13 protein-coding genes are annotated in these 14,219 nt (G+C 73.1%); 3 read left to right on the top strand and 10 right to left on the bottom strand.

Annotated elements, in window-relative coordinates:
• Nucleotides 1-7: 7 nt before the first annotated feature.
• The 6 genes from BLU82_RS34000 to BLU82_RS04690 form a co-directional block, all read right to left on the bottom strand.
• On the bottom strand, nucleotides 8-757 hold the full coding sequence (locus BLU82_RS34000) for a sugar isomerase domain-containing protein (protein WP_157740581.1): 750 nt from the start codon (nucleotides 755-757) through the stop codon (nucleotides 8-10).
• On the bottom strand, nucleotides 754-1,959 hold the full coding sequence (locus BLU82_RS33995) for a hypothetical protein (protein ID WP_157740579.1): 1,206 nt from the start codon (nucleotides 1,957-1,959) through the stop codon (nucleotides 754-756). Before BLU82_RS33995 ends, BLU82_RS34000 begins: the two co-directional genes overlap by 4 nt.
• Nucleotides 1,960-2,059: 100 nt before the next feature.
• Entirely contained in the window at nucleotides 2,060-2,995 is a 936-nt protein-coding gene (locus tag BLU82_RS04705; protein ID WP_092616268.1) for an N-acetylglucosamine kinase, read from the bottom strand.
• The gene (locus BLU82_RS04700; protein ID WP_197682740.1) at nucleotides 2,992-3,885 is read right to left on the bottom strand and encodes a carbohydrate ABC transporter permease; all 894 of its coding nucleotides are present in this window, start codon (nucleotides 3,883-3,885) and stop codon (nucleotides 2,992-2,994) included. Before BLU82_RS04700 ends, BLU82_RS04705 begins: the two co-directional genes overlap by 4 nt.
• Nucleotides 3,882-4,817, bottom strand: coding sequence for a carbohydrate ABC transporter permease (locus BLU82_RS04695; protein ID WP_083289164.1), 936 nt, complete (start codon nucleotides 4,815-4,817; stop codon nucleotides 3,882-3,884). The genes BLU82_RS04700 and BLU82_RS04695 overlap by 4 nt, the downstream gene beginning before the upstream one ends.
• The gene (locus tag BLU82_RS04690) at nucleotides 4,814-6,106 is read right to left on the bottom strand and encodes an ABC transporter substrate-binding protein (protein WP_092616264.1); all 1,293 of its coding nucleotides are present in this window, start codon (nucleotides 6,104-6,106) and stop codon (nucleotides 4,814-4,816) included. The genes BLU82_RS04695 and BLU82_RS04690 overlap by 4 nt, the downstream gene beginning before the upstream one ends.
• 157 nt (nucleotides 6,107-6,263) lie before the next feature.
• On the opposite strand from BLU82_RS04690, the gene BLU82_RS04685 reads away from it, so the two are divergent.
• The 3 genes from BLU82_RS04685 to BLU82_RS04675 all read left to right on the top strand — a co-directional run bounded on the left by BLU82_RS04685 (nucleotide 6,264) and on the right by BLU82_RS04675 (nucleotide 10,517).
• On the top strand, nucleotides 6,264-7,031 hold the full coding sequence (locus BLU82_RS04685) for a GntR family transcriptional regulator (protein WP_092616260.1): 768 nt from the start codon (nucleotides 6,264-6,266) through the stop codon (nucleotides 7,029-7,031).
• A gap of 616 nt (nucleotides 7,032-7,647) precedes the next feature.
• Nucleotides 7,648-8,712 (top strand): endonuclease/exonuclease/phosphatase family protein, encoded by a 1,065-nt coding sequence (locus BLU82_RS04680; protein WP_092616257.1) that lies wholly within the window; start codon nucleotides 7,648-7,650, stop codon nucleotides 8,710-8,712.
• An 11-nt stretch (nucleotides 8,713-8,723) separates the two neighbouring features.
• Nucleotides 8,724-10,517: a metallophosphoesterase gene (locus BLU82_RS04675; protein ID WP_092616254.1), complete on the top strand. Its 1,794-nt coding sequence runs from the start codon at nucleotides 8,724-8,726 to the stop codon at nucleotides 10,515-10,517.
• 140 nt (nucleotides 10,518-10,657) lie between these two features.
• On the opposite strand, the gene gatB is transcribed toward BLU82_RS04675, so the two are convergent.
• Genes gatB through gatC form a run of 4 tightly spaced genes read right to left on the bottom strand, consistent with a single transcriptional unit; the run spans nucleotide 10,658 to nucleotide 14,197 of the window.
• Nucleotides 10,658-12,157: an Asp-tRNA(Asn)/Glu-tRNA(Gln) amidotransferase subunit GatB gene (gene gatB / locus BLU82_RS04670; protein ID WP_092616251.1), complete on the bottom strand. Its 1,500-nt coding sequence runs from the start codon at nucleotides 12,155-12,157 to the stop codon at nucleotides 10,658-10,660.
• Nucleotides 12,154-12,375, bottom strand: a complete 222-nt coding sequence (locus tag BLU82_RS04665; RefSeq protein ID WP_069114652.1) for a hypothetical protein — start codon at nucleotides 12,373-12,375, stop codon at nucleotides 12,154-12,156. The genes gatB and BLU82_RS04665 overlap by 4 nt, the downstream gene beginning before the upstream one ends.
• Nucleotides 12,372-13,901: an Asp-tRNA(Asn)/Glu-tRNA(Gln) amidotransferase subunit GatA gene (gene gatA / locus BLU82_RS04660; RefSeq protein WP_092616248.1), complete on the bottom strand. Its 1,530-nt coding sequence runs from the start codon at nucleotides 13,899-13,901 to the stop codon at nucleotides 12,372-12,374. Before gatA ends, BLU82_RS04665 begins: the two co-directional genes overlap by 4 nt.
• Nucleotides 13,898-14,197 (bottom strand): Asp-tRNA(Asn)/Glu-tRNA(Gln) amidotransferase subunit GatC, encoded by a 300-nt coding sequence (gatC, locus tag BLU82_RS04655; RefSeq protein WP_092625441.1) that lies wholly within the window; start codon nucleotides 14,195-14,197, stop codon nucleotides 13,898-13,900. The genes gatA and gatC overlap by 4 nt, the downstream gene beginning before the upstream one ends.
• Nucleotides 14,198-14,219 lie beyond the last annotated feature (22 nt).

Below are 14,219 nucleotides of genomic sequence, written 5' to 3'. Positions count from 1 at the left end.
GTTTCTCCTAGGGCTCGATCGGGCGCACGCGGTCGTGGTAGCGCTCCAGGATCCTACGGTTGTGCTCGTCGCCCGCCGCGAGGTTTGCCGAGATGTAGACCGGCGGTTCCTCGTCCCGCTCCAGCAGCTCCCGGCAGACCAGCTCGGTGAGGATCTGCGCCGCCAGCACCCCGGTCAGCGACGACACCGCGCCGATCCGCACGCCGGGCGTCAGCTCGATCGCCGCGTCGCCCTCCGGCGCGCCGTTGTCGATGACGACGTCGGCGAGGTCGGCCAGGCGCGGGCCGTCGGCGCTCCGGGCGGCCGCCGACCGGGTGTGCGCCAGCGACGTGATCGCGATCAGGCCGTGCCCGTGCTCGCGCGCCAGCTGGGCCATCTCGACGACCGCCGCGTTGAGGCCGGAGTTCGACACGATGAGGAACACGTCCTCCGGCCGCGGGCGGGCCAGCCCGTAGACGCGCCCGGCCAGGCCGGACTCGCGCTCGTAGGTCGGGTCGAGGATCGCTGCGGGATCCTCGCCCCCGAACATCACCAGGTCCTTCACGGCGAGCATGCCGACGGGGACCAGCCCGCCCGCGCGGCCGGCCAGCTCCAGCGTCACGATGCGCGAGTGCCCGGTCCCGAACGCCTGCAGCACGCCGCCGGCCGCGATCGAGCCGGCCACCATCGTGGCCGCCTCCCGCAGGGCCGGCAGCTGCGTCTCGACGACGTGCTCGACCAGCCCGGCGGCCCGGGCGGCGTACTCGGATGCGATCACGTGCTCTCCTCCGCTGCTGCGACGATCCGCGCCACCTGGACGGCGACGTCGGCGACCCGCTCGCCGCTGCCCGGCCGGACCGGGCTGACGAGCGTCTCGTACGTGGGGGGCGTGCCGCGGCTGGGCAGGTAGCCGAGGTAGCCGTTGGCGTAGCCGACGACGATGACGTCCGGGCCGGCGGCCGCGCGGATCGCCTCGCCCAGCTCGAGGAAGAGCTCGCCGGGGACGGCCACCAGCGTCACGCCGCCGAGCCGGACCGCCTGGACGTCGACGTCGTACGGCTCGCCGCGGTCCGCGAGCTCGCCGGCGATGCGCCGGCCCTGCTCGAACACCTGCCGGGTGCGCGCGTCGGCGGCGGCGCCGGCGGTCGCCCGCGTCGCGGCGTCCACCTCGGCCGCGGTCTTCGGCTCCAGCCGGACCCGCCGCGACACCGGCAGGTGGACGGTGTCCGGGCCGGGCTCGGGGGACGGCGTGAGCGGCAGCGCGCCGGCCACCAGCGACGCCAGCCGGGCCAGCTCGGCCGGGCTGCGGCCGCGGCGCGTGTGCCGGGTGCTGATGTCGCCCGCGGCGCCTGTCGCCGCGACCGCCCAGCGCCCCGGCGCCTCGAGCGCGCGGCGGATCGCGCCGTTGAGGTCCGCGGAGACGTCGCTGTTGCCGGCCGGCAGCACCGTCGGGTGCACGGGCGAGACGGTGACGACGCCGGTGACGCCCGCCGCGGCCGAGACGACCAGCGCGTCGACCGGCACGTCCAGCCGCTCGGCGGCGCCGGCGATCCGGCGCCCGGCCAGGCCCGGGACCTCCGCCCGGACGCGGGTCAGCGCCGCGTCCCGCTCGTCGACGACGGCCGCCGTGGCCGCGCTGACCGCGGCCGCGACCAGGCGCCGCCCGACGTCCGGCGGGGTCGGGCTGCCGCCCGGCGTGCAGCCGGCCTCCGGGCTCGCGTGCGTGTGCGTGGCCGCGATCCAGCAGTCGTCGATCCGCACCTCCCGCAGGGCGTCGCGCACCTGCCCGGCGACGTCGGCGTTCACGCAGACGAGGTCGGCCACGACCAGCGCGAACCGGCGCCGGCCGGCGGCGAACGTCACGACGTGCACCTCCAGCGGGTCCAGCACGCCGCCGGCCCCGTGCGACCGATCGGCGTAGCCACCCATCGGCTCGCCCGGCCTGACCTCGAACACCTGCTCCCCGTGGCCGATCCTCACCCGTGCTCCCCCACCCGTGCTCGCAGCAACGCCCGGTCGGCGTAGCCGCGCAGCAGCCCACTCGGCCGCACCGCCAGCACCTGCTCCCCGTGGCCGATCCTCACCCGTGCTCCCCCACCTGTTCCCGTAGCCGTGCCAGCAGGCGCGTGTACGGCGCCGCCCCGCGCAGCAGCGTCAGGCCGCCGTCCAGCGACGACCCGGCCGGCGCGGCCGGTTCCAGCCCGTGCTCGCGCAGCCCGTCGCCGAGCCGTTCCAGCAGCGGCCCGCCCGCGTCCAGCAGCCGGCCGGACCACGACACCCGCGGCCCGGCGTCCGGCTGCCGCCGCGCGGCCGACGCCGCCAGTGCGACGAGGTCGTCGACCGCCGCCGCGCAGATCGCCCGCGCGACGTCGTCGTGCTCGGCCGCCGCGACGACGACCGGCGCGAACCCGGCGATCCGCGGCACCAGCTCGGGGTCGCGGTAGAACCGCTGCAACGCGGCGAGACCGGCGCCGCCGACGGCGTCCGGGAACCGCTCGGTCAGCACGGTGTCCGGGCCGACGCCATCCAGCGCCGCCGTCGCCGCGCGCAGCCCGGCCAGTCCGATGGCGTAGCCGCTGCCGCGGTCGCCGAGCGCCGGGCCCCAGCCCTCGACCGTCGTGTACTCCCCGCCGGCGCCCATGGCCAGCACGTTCGTACCGGTGCCGAGGCACAGCACGGTGCCGGGACCGGCCAGCGCTCCGGCGTGCGCGAGCTGCACGTCGTCGGTCACCAGCGCCGGGCCGCCCAGTTCAGCGCCGATGCGCCGGGCCAGCTCGCGCCGCGGGCCGGGCTCGCCGGGCACCGCCGTCAGCCCGGCGATGACGCCGGCCACGCGGTCCGGCAGCTCGACGCCGGCGGCCGCCGCCCGCACCGCCGCGACCGTGCGCTCGACGCCGTCCTCCCCCGGCCGGTAGCTCATGCCCGGACCGGCGCCGACCTGCCGGCGCTCGCCCGTCACCGCCAGCAGCCGCAGCGCCGACTTGCCGCCGTCGATGCTGATGAAGGTGTCCGTCACCGCGACATCCCCGCCGTCAGCCCGCTGATGATGTGCTTCGTCGCGAACGCGAACACGATGGCCAGCGGCACCAGCGCGATGACCAGCCCGGCGAACAGCGTCGCGCGGTCGGCCGCGAACTCGCCGAAGAACCGGGTCAGCCCGACCGGCACGGTGTACTTGTCGTCGCTGCGCATCAGCACCAGCGGGTAGAAGAAATCGTTCCACGTCGGAGCGAATTGGAATACCGTGACGACGGCCAGCGCCGGTCGCATGAGCGGCAGGACGACGGAGACGAACATGCGCCCCTCGTGGGCGCCGTCGAGCTTGGCCGCCTCCTCCAGCTCCGTCGGGAGACCTCGCATGAATCCCATGATCACGAAGATCGAGAACGGGATGCCGCTGGCCGCGTAGAGCAGCACCAGGCCGAGCCGGCTGTCGATCAGCCCCATCGACTGGTACATGTAGAAGACCGGCAGCAGCCCCAGCTTCGCCGGAATCATCAGCCCTGAGATGAACAACGCGGCCAGCAGCGCCCGGCCGCGGAACCGCCAGCGCGACAACGCGTAGGCGGCCATCGCCGACACCGCCACGCACAGCGTCACCGACGCGACCGTCACGACCACCGAGTTCATGAAGTACGTGCCCAGCGACGCCGTCTCCCACGCCCGCTGGTAGTTGTCCAGGCCCAGCGACGTCGGCAGCCCGACCGGCTGGCGCAGGATGTCGGCGTTGTCGCGGAACGAGCCGATCAGCACCAGCACCAGCGGGCCGAACGCGAGCGCGGCGTAGAGCCACAGCAGCAGCTGCACACCGGCCCGGCGCAGGGGAGTGCCGCGGTGCGCCGCCGCCGGACCCGTCGAGGCCGGCGACGGGCGCGTGCGCCGCTGCGGGGTCAGGGTCGACGTCACGAGGCCACCTCCCGGCGTCGCAGGAACCGCTCGAGCACGATCGCGACGCCGAAGATCAGCACGAAGATCATCATGGCCAGCGCCGACGACTCCCCGATCGCGTTGGTGCCGCCCTCGAACGCGGTGCGGTAGTAGAGCAGCCCGAGCACGTCCATGGCGCCGCCGGGGCCGCCGTCGGACCCGCCGAGCGCGTAGACCAGGTCGAAGATGTTGAAGCAGCCGATGAACGTGAGCACGGTGATGACGCCGACGGCCGGCATCAGCAGCGGGAAGCGCACGCTCCAGAACGCGCGCACCGACGACGCGCCGTCCAGCGCCGCCGCCTCTTCGAGCTCCCGCGGGATGCCGCCGAGCGCGGCGAGGAAGATCAGCATCGGCCCGCCGATCCACTGCCACGCGTTGACGAGGATCAGCACCGGCAGCGCGGTGTCCGGGTCGCCCAGCCACGGCCGCGCCCACGAGTCGAGCCCGACCGACTGCAGCACGTAGTTGACCGGCCCGAACGACGGGCTCAGCAGCAGCGACCACAGATAACCGACGATCAGCGGGCTGATCAGGTACGGCAGCGAGAACACCGTCTGGAAGAACCGCTTGCACCGCGGGTTGCGGTAGAGCAGCAGCGCGAGACCGAGGCCGACGGTGTTCTGGATCGCCATCGTGCCCACGAAGAACAGCACGTTGTGCCAGAGCGCGACCGGGATCTCGTCGCCGAGCGGGTACCGGGTCAGCACCTCCTGGTAGTTGCCCAGGCCCGCGAACCCGGCCCGCTGCGTGCCCTCCCAGTGGAAGAACCCGTAGTAGAACGCCGTCACCAGCGGCACGACGATGAGCAGGCCGTACAGCAGCAGCGCCGGCAGCGTGAAGCCGGCGATCCAGCCCAGGCCGGTGCGGCCGGCGCGATAGCGCGCCGGCCGCCGCGGCCCGGACGTCACGACTGCGGTTCGAACCACTGGCCGACGCCCTGCTGGATGTGACCGGCGGCCTCCTCGGCGGTGGACCCGCCGAGGACGAAGTCGGACAGCGCCTCGGAGGCGAGGTCCCACGCTGTCGGCTGGTCGCTGGAGAAGTAGGCGTACGTGACGTACGGGCTCGGGTGCGCCAGGTGCGCCTCCAGCGCCTCGGCCAGCAGCTCGTCGGCCGGCTCGACGCCGGGCACCGCGCTGATCTGGCGCAGCTCGTCGGTGAACGCCTGGCCGAACTCCTCCGACGCCATCCAGCGGACGAGGTCGAGCGCGGCCTCCTGGTCCGGCGACGCCGCCGAGACGCCGAACGAGCCGTCGACGTAGCCGGGCACCAGCGTCTCCTGGACGGCGGCGCCGGGCGGCGGCGGCACGTTAAAGATGCCCAGTTCGAGGTCGGGGTTGGCCTGCGCGAACACGGCCAGCTCCCAGATGCCGCCGGGGAACATCGCCGCCTGGCCGGAGGTGAACAGCGCCTGCGCGTCGGCGTACGTCACGCCCTGGAACTGCGGCGCCCAGAACTCGCTTGTGCCCTGCCAGGTCGTCATCGAATCGACCCACGGCTGACCGGTGAAGTCCGTTTGACCGGTGAGCATCTGGTCGAGGTAGTCGTAGCCGCCGTAGGTGCTGGCGCCGAAGATCTCGTGCTGGATCGGCAGCATCCAGGTGTCCGCGACGGTGGCCGCCAGCGGCGTGACCCCGGCGGTCTGCAGCGCGGTGAACGCCGCGATCATGTCGTCCCACGTCTGCGGCGGCGTGAGGCCGTGTTCGTCGAACAGCGCCTTGTTGTAGATGACGTGCAGCGTCTGCAGCGCGAACGGCACCCCGTACACCTGGCCGTCGGCGACGCCGCGGGCGCCGTCCATCACCTCGTCCGGGAAGTCGGCCAGCGCCTCGACCTCGTCGTCCAGCGGGACCAGGCTCTCGGACGCGACCAGCGGCTGGAGCAGCCCGTACGACCGCAACTGCGCGACGTCCGGCCCGCTGGCGTCGCCCAGGCCGGTGCGCAGGATGGTGTCGTACTCGTCGGCCTTGTAGGGGACGTACTCGACGGTGACGCCCGGGTTGGCGTCCTCGTAGAGCTGGAAGATCTTGTCGTAGGCTGCGACGTCCTCCTGCCGCCAGCCCCAGACCTCCAGCGTGACCTCGTCGCCGTCGCCGCTGGTGCCGGAGTCGCCCTCCGACGCGCTGGGACTGCATGCCACGAGGCCGAGCGTCAGCGTGCCGAGGAGGGCGAGCGCGCCGCTTCGTCTGCCGATCATGTGGGACTCCTGGTCGGATGGGTGGGACTGGTGAGACGCCGACCGTAATACCGGTCTATACCGCTGTCAATCCCCGGCGCGTCTACCTGCGTCGTCGGAGGCGGTACGTAGGATGACGTGAACCTGGTCGAGCAAGGCCGAAAGAGGGAGCCGCACCGTGCCAAGGCCGCGACACGAGCCCAACGACGTCGCGCCGGACGTGTTCACGACCGGAGACCGCGCGAAGGGCGCGCACATCAAGGACGTGCTCGAATCGCTGGTCCAGCGGTCGCGCGACGGTGCGCTGCTGCCGTCCGAGCGGGTGCTGGCCGAGCGGTTCGGGGTGGCGCGCATGACCGTCCGCGGCGCCGTCAACGAGCTGGAGTCGCGTGGGCTCGTCCGGCGGGTGTCCGGGCGGGGGACGTTCGTGCAGCGGCCGACGCTCACCCACTCGGAGATCTTCCGGTCGTTCAGCCAGGACATGCGCAACCGCGGCATGACGCCGGGCTCGCGCAGTTACCGGGCCCGCACCCGCCCGGCGACCCGCGACATCGCCGAGCGCCTGGGCGTCGAGACCGGCGCACCGGTGCACTCCATCGAGCGCATCCGCACCGCCGACGGCACGCCGATGGCCTTGGAGCGGACCAACCTGTCGGCCGCGCGGTTCGGCGGCCTGCTCGACGTCATGAACCGCGACGAGTCGCTGTACGACGTGCTGGCCAAGGTGTTCGGCGTGCGACTGGAGTCGGCCGAGCAGACGGTGTCGATCGCGCGGCTCAGCCCGGCCGAGGCCAAGCGGCTCGAGGTCCCCGGATACGACCCGGCGTTCCTCATCGAGCGCCGCTCGGTCGACAACATGGGCAACGTGGTCGAGTTCGGCCGCTCCCTCTACCGCGGCGACCGGTACGCCATCCAGATGCATGTCAGCCGCCCGGCCGGCGGCTGACCCGCCCCACCACCCGGCGAGCATCGCGCTCACCCCGCACCTGCGGCCGGCCCACCCCACCGCCCGGCAGCCGCCACCGCACCCCCACCAGCCGGCCGGCGGGCGGCCCGCTCACCGGGCAGGTTCTGCGCCCGCCGCTCGACCACGGCCGGGGCGGCACCCCGCCGGCGCGGGTACGGCTGCCGCCCCTCGCTGCCGCCCCTCGCTCCCGCCCCTCGCACCCGGGCGCCGCACCCGCCGCACCCGCGCGCCGCCACCGCACCCGCTCCGCCGCAGCGGCGCACGTCAGCATCGCCCCATCACAGCCGCCGCCACGACACGGCCACCACACGGCCGCCATACCGCGGCCACACCACGACCGCGTCGCGGCCACCCCGTGCCGCCCGCCAGCAACGGCCCCGACCGGGCACCGTCGCCACCACGCCGCCATCGCCACCGACGCTGACCTGCGGCGACATCCCCTCACCGGCCGCCGCCAACGCCCCGCCCACCCACGCGATCCCGCCGCGACCGCCGGACTCACCCCGTCGCGACCCTTCTGGTCAACTCCGCCACGCCCTGTTACGCTCCCCGCCAAAATACCGGTCTAGACAGGAATCCAGACCCTGGAGGCGGAGTGAGGATCACGCTCGTAGCGCTGGCGGCAACCGCCTGCGCAGCCCTGGTCGCACCGCTCGCGGCCACCGCCGCGGAGACGCCGGCCGCGCTGGCGACGACCACGCCGGCGACGACCACGGCGCGGCAGGAGACCAACGTCCGCATGCTCGACTTCAACTTCGCCGGCAACGGGTTCAACGGCGGCGACACCGGCGCGCCCGTCACCGACGCGGTGAGCAAGGTCGTCGAGCAGCAGGCGGAGATCGTCGGGCTGAACGAGATGTGCTACACGCAGTGGGTCGCGATGCGCGACCAGCTGAAGGCGCAGCCCGGATATGAGAACCTGACCGAGCACGTCGTCGTCACGAACTACGACATCCCGAACTGCTACGACCCGGTCGTCAACCCCGGCGGCTGGTACGTGATGGGCCTGTTCAGCAAGTACGAGTCCGAGCAGGTCATGTTCGGCGACACCCCGTACCTCGACCTCGGCTACCACTACCGGCAGCGGTTCCGGAAGCTGGTCTGCGGCGACGTCGCCATCCCGGGCGCCACCGCGGTCCGTGCCTGCGTCACGCACACCGAGGTGCCGCTCCCGCTGATCAACGAGACGTCGTTCCCGAACGACCCCGACATCGCCGACGACCCGCTGTACGGGCGGTCGATCAACTACGCGCAGGCGAAGGTCATCGCGGAGGCGATCACGCCGATGGCCGAGGAGATGCCGGTCGCGCTGATGGGCGACCTCAACGAGCTGCCGTTCCTGCCGTCGCTGGACTTCTTCTACCGGCGCTGCGGCGGCAACGGCGTCTTCGAGGAGGTCGACGGGCGCGACGTGCGGTGGCCGGTGATCCGCCGGTTCAACCTCGGCACCGAGGCGTGCCCGCACCGCCAGGGCGAGTGGACGATGGGCAAGGAGGGGCTGCCCGACAACTACGACAAGCCGTACGAGAGCAACCGGAAGATCGACTACATTTTCGTCGACACCCGGCACTTCGTGGTCGGCCCGGAGTCCGGCCGAGTGATCTCCACGCCGTTCTCCGACCACCGCATCGTCGTCGGCGACGTCACCCTGGTGCACTGAGAGGAGCGACCATGCGGCAGAGCGGACGACTCGCGGCTGCGGGGGTCGCCACCCTGATCCTGCTGGCCGGCGCCGTGGCGCCGGCCGGCGGGGCGGGGCCGGCCGACGACTTCCGCGTCCTGCCCTACCTGCAGAGTCCGAGCAGCGAGGGCATCCGGATCACCTGGTTCACCGAGACCGACGAGCCCGGGCGGCTCACCGTCCGCGGCCCCGGCATCCGCGGCAGCCTGACCACCGAGGTCGGCGGGGAGCTGCTGCCGGAGCTCGCCTACACCGACGCCGAGCGGGCGCAGCTGATCCCCGGCCTGGAGCCGGGCTCGTGGCTGCTCGGCGCCGACAACTACAAGCACACCGAGCTGATCGACGGGCTGCGGCCGGGCACCCGCTACACGTACACCGTCGAGCAGGGCGGCTCGACCTTCCGCGGCCGGTTCGAGACGGCGCCGACGGCCGACGACTGGCGGCAGATCCGGCTGATCGCGCTGTCCGACTCCGAGACCGAGCCGCTGGGACGGGTGCAGAAGCGCGAGTGGGCGCCCGGCGCGGGCGCCGACGGCCGTCCGTCGGCCGAGGCGGGGTCGGCCTGGGACCAGGCGCACGGGACGACGACCCTGTCCGGCACCCGGGTGCTGCGCTACCCACTGACCGAGGACGAGGGGCTGCGCCGCAACCTCGCCGTCATCGAACAGCGCTCCCCCGACGCCGTCCTGTTCACCGGCGACCTCGTCCAGGGCGGCGGCTACCAGCCCGGCTGGGACGAGTTCTTCCGCAGCACGGCCGGCGACGGCGGCGACCTGCTGACGTCGGTGCCGATCCTGCCCGCGTTCGGCAACTGGGAGAGCTTCGGCGCGCTCAACGGCGGCTACGGCACGCCCGACGACCGGAGCCCGGTCGTGCGGTCGCGGGCGAAGTTCCACGCCTACTTCGACGGGCCCGCGAACGGCACACCGGCGCACCAGGACAACTACTACCGGGTCGACTACGGCCCGGTCACCGTCCTGACGCTGGACAGCAACAACGGCCAGCCCGACGACGCCGCGGTGAACTACGCGGCCGACGACAAGCTGACCGGCCGCGAGTACACCGGGCCGGGCACCGACACACAGGAGAACTTCACCCGCGAGCAGTACGAGGCGGCCGGCGGCACCGACCTGTCCGACTTCGGGCCCGGCAGCGTCCAGTGGACGTGGGCGGAACGACAGCTGGCCGAGGCACGCGCGGCCGGGCAGATCGTCGTCGTCCAGTTCCACCACGTCCCGTACAGCTCCGGCGAGCACGGCCTGCCGATGAACCACGCGCTCACGTCCGGCCAGGGCGGCACGCCGATGCGGGTCTACCACCCGCTGTTCGAGCGGTACGGCGTCGCGGCGGTCATCTCCGGGCACAGCGAGATGTTCGAGCGCAGCTTCGTCGACGAGGACGGCGACGGCACCGGCGTCCACTACTACGACGTCGGTGTGGCCGGCGACGGCCTGCGCGGCGTCCGCCGTGAGGGCGCGACGCTCGACACCGCGCCACTGCGCTACAACCCGTTCAGCCGGTGGACCGCCGACCAGAGCGAGACCGAGCAGTGGGTGGCCGGCGACGTCGTCCCACGGCTGGAGGCGGGCGGCAAGCACTACGGCCACCTCGAGATCGACATCGAGCGGCTCCGCGGCGGCGACGAGATCGCCCGGATCACCCTCACCCCGGTGCACGTCTTCCCCGTGCTCGACGACGAGCTGACGGTGACGCGGACCGAGCGGCGCACCTACGGCGACCAGATCGTCATCGACATCGCCCCCGACGGCCGCCCCGTCGGCTGACCGGGCGGGGACACACCCACGCGACGGAGCACTCGGCCGGGCCGGTGATCACCGGCCGGACCACGTGCACACGCCGCCCGGCCGGTGCCGAGGGGGTCCTCGGCGCCGGCCGGTGAAAGGTCACGACGATGCCCGAGCGGTCAGCCCTGCAGCCGCTCCAGGATGAGCTCGCGCGCCCGCTTGGCGTCGGCCTGGCCCTTGGTGGCCTTCATGATGGCGCCGATCAGCGCCCCCACCGCGCCCAGGTTGCCGCCGCGGATCTTGTCGGCGACGTCGGGCTGGGCGGCGATGGCGTCGTCGACGGCGGCGCCGAGGGCGGAGTCGTCGGAGACGACGGCGAGGCCGCGGGCGGCGACGACGTCATCAGGGGCGCCCTCGCCGGCCAGCACGCCCTCGACCACCTGACGGGCCAGCTTGTCGTTGAGCGACCCCTCGGCGATCAGCGACTCGACCCGCGCGACCTCGACCGGGCCGATCCCCGCGTCCTCCAACGCCACGCCGCGCTCATTGGCGACCCGGGCGACCTCGCCGAGCCACCACTTCTTCGCCCCGCCGGCCGACGCGCCCGCGGCGACGGTGTCGACGACCAGCGACAGGGCGCCGGCGTTGACGACGTCGCGCATCTCGAGGTCGGTGAAGCCCCACTCGGCCTGCAGCCGGGCCCGTCGGACCGACGGCGGCTCCGGCAGGGTCTGACGCAGCGACTCGACCCACTCGCGGGACGGCGCGACGGGGACGAGGTCGGGCTCGGGGAAGTACCGGTAGTCCTCGGCCTCCTCCTTGACCCGCCCGGACGTGGTCTCGCCGGTGTCCTCGTGCCAGTGCCGCGTCTCCTGCACGATCGTCCCGCCCGACGACAGCACCGAAGCCTGGCGGCGGATCTCGTACGTGACGGCCCGCTCGACCGACCGCAGCGAGTTGACGTTCTTCGTCTCGGTGCGCGTGCCGAACGCGGCACCGGGCAGCCGCAGCGACACGTTGGCGTCACACCGCAGCTGGCCCAGCTCCATGCGCGCCTCGGAGACCCCGAGCGCGCGGATCAGCTCGCGCAGCTCGGTGACGTACGCCCGCGCGACGGCGGGCGCGACGGCAGGCGGCACCTCGATCGGCTTGGTGACGATCTCGATCAGCGGGATGCCGGACCGGTTGTAGTCGAGCAGCGAGTGCGACGCGCCGTGGATGCGGCCGGTGGCGCCGCCGACGTGCAGCGACTTGCCGGTGTCCTCCTCCATGTGCGCCCGCTCGATGCCGATGCGGTATTCGACGCCGTCGACGGTGACGTCCATCCAGCCGTCGAACGCGATGGGCTCGTCGTACTGCGACGTCTGGAAGTTCTTCGGCATGTCCGGGTAGAAGTAGTTCTTCCGGGCGAACCGGCACCACTCGGCGATGCTGCAGTTCAGCGCCAGGCCGATGCGGATGGCCGACTCGACGGCCGTGCGGTTGACCACCGGCAGCGACCCGGGCAGACCCAGGCAGACCGGGCAGACCTGCGAGTTGGGCTCGCCGCCGAACGCCGTGGCACAGCCGCAGAACATCTTCGTGGCGGTGCCGAGCTCGACGTGCACCTCCATGCCCATGACGGGCTCGTACGTCGCGATCGCCTCGTCGAACGAGGGCAGCGCCGTGGTGACGGTCATTCGTCGTCCTTCAGCTCGACCAGGGGCTTGTCGTCGTTCTGCGCCTCGCGGATCTCGCGCACGACGATCGCGACGGTGATGGCGACCGACAGGATGCTGAGGACGGCGTCGATCATGCGCAACTTGTCGCCCTCGCGACGGGCCTTGGTGAGGCTGCGCGCGGCGCCCACCGCGCCCAGCGCCGAACCGCCGAACTTGGCCAGGTATTTGACGTTCACGGTGCGATCCCCTCCAACGCGGGTGCCTGTTCCAGCAACGTTCCCCCCCATTGCGAGGCGTATGCGGCCTCGACCGCCGCGCCGACGAGATACAGGCGGTCGTCGGCCATGACCGGCGCCATGACGTGGAGGCCGACCGGCAGGCCGTCTTCGTCGGCGAGACCGGCCGGGAACGACGCCGACGCGTTGCCGGCGAGGTTGCTCGGGATGGTGCAGAGGTCGTTCATGTACATGGCGAGGGGGTCGTCGACCTTCTCGCCGATGGGGAACGCGGTGGTCGGCGTCGTGGGCGACACCAGCACGTCGACCTGCGCGAACGCGGCCTCGAAGTCGCGCGCGATGAGCGTGCGGACCTTCTGCGCCTGGCCGTAGTAGGCGTCGTAGTAGCCCGACGACAGCGCGTACGTGCCGAGCATGATGCGCCGCTTGGCCTCGGCGCCGAAGCCCTGGCCGCGGGTGAGGCTCATGACCTCTTCGGCGCTGCGGGTGCCGTCGTCGCCGACGCGCAGGCCGTAGCGCATGGCGTCGAACCGGGCCAGGTTCGACGAGACCTCGCTGGGCAGGATGAGGTAGTAGGCGGGCAGCCCGTACTTGAAGTGCGGGCACGACACCTCGACCACCTCGGCGCCCAGCTTCGACAGCAGCGCCACGGCGTCGTTGAACCGCGCCTCGACGCCGGCCTGGTAGCCCTCGCCGCCGAGCTCCTTGACGACGCCGACGCGAAGGCCGGTGAGGTCGCCCTCGGCGCCGCGCCGGGCCGCCGCGACGACGTCGGGCACCGGCTGGTCGATGCTGGTGGAGTCGAGGGGGTCGTGACCGGCGATGACGGTGTGCAGCAGCGCGGCGTCGAGCACCGTGCGCGCGCACGGGCCGGCTTGGTCGAGGCTGGACGCGCAGGCCACCAGGCCGTAGCGGCTGACCCCGCCGTACGTCGGCTTCACGCCGACAGTGCCGGTGACGGCGGCCGGCTGGCGGATCGAGCCGCCGGTGTCGGTGCCGATGGCCAGCGGCGCCTCGAAAGCGGCCAGCGCCGCGGCCGACCCGCCGCCGGAGCCGCCCGGGATCCGGGTGAGGTCCCACGGGTTGCGGGTGACGCCGTACGCGGAGTTCTCGGTGGACGAGCCCATGGCGAACTCGTCGAGGTTGGTCTTGCCGAGGATGACGATGCCGGCCTCGCGCAGCCGCCGCGTGACGGTAGCGTCGTACGGCGGCTGCCAGCCCTCGAGCAGCTTCGAGCCGACGGTCGTGGGCATGTCGGACGTGACGATGACGTCTTTCAGCGCCAGCGGGACGCCGGCCAGCGGGCCGAGGTCGTCGCCGGCCGCGCGCTTCTCGTCGACGGCGGCGGCCGCGGCCAGCGCGCCGTCGGCGTCGAGGTGCAGGAACGCGTGCACGCCGGCCTCGGCGGTGCCGTCGACGGCGGCGATGCGGTCGAGGTGCGCCTGCGTGACCTCGACGGCGCTGACCTCGCCGGTCCTGACGGCGGCGGCCAGCTCGGCGGCGGTCTTGCGGGTGAGCGCGCTCATGCCTCCTCCCCCAGGATCTGCGGCACCCGGAACCGGCCGTCCTCGGCGGCGGGCGCGGCGGCCAGGACGGCCTCGGCGGGCAGGCACGGACGCGGCTCGTCGGCGCGGTACACGTTGGTCAGCGGCAGCGCGTGCGACGTCGGCGGGATGTCGTCGGCCGCGACCTCGGTGACCTGCGCGACCGCACCGAGGATCTGGTCGAGCTGGCCGGCCAGATGGTCCAGCTCGTCGGGGGCGAGGTCGAGGCGAGCGAGGTGCGCGAGGTGCGCGACCTCCTCGCGGCTGATCGAGGGCATGGCGGACTCCATGGTCGGGAAC

The organism is Jiangella sp. DSM 45060, assembly GCF_900105175.1.
Taxonomy (GTDB): Bacteria; Actinomycetota; Actinomycetes; order Jiangellales; family Jiangellaceae; genus Jiangella.
The sequence above is the reverse complement of the archived record's forward strand: the minus strand, read 5'-3'. Positions and strand labels throughout refer to the sequence as shown.

Bases quoted from the DNA above. Each gene is read 5' to 3' on its own strand.
- BLU82_RS04690 (WP_092616264.1), bottom strand. From the start codon at position 6,106: ATGATCGGCAGACGAAGCGGCGCGCTCGCCCTCCTCGGCACGCTGACG.
- BLU82_RS04675 (WP_092616254.1), top strand. From the start codon at position 8,724: ATGCGGCAGAGCGGACGACTCGCGGCTGCGGGGGTCGCCACCCTGATC.
- gatB (WP_092616251.1), bottom strand. From the start codon at position 12,157: ATGACCGTCACCACGGCGCTGCCCTCGTTCGACGAGGCGATCGCGACG.
- gatA (WP_092616248.1), bottom strand. From the start codon at position 13,901: ATGAGCGCGCTCACCCGCAAGACCGCCGCCGAGCTGGCCGCCGCCGTC.
- gatC (WP_092625441.1), bottom strand. From the start codon at position 14,197: ATGCCCTCGATCAGCCGCGAGGAGGTCGCGCACCTCGCGCACCTCGCT.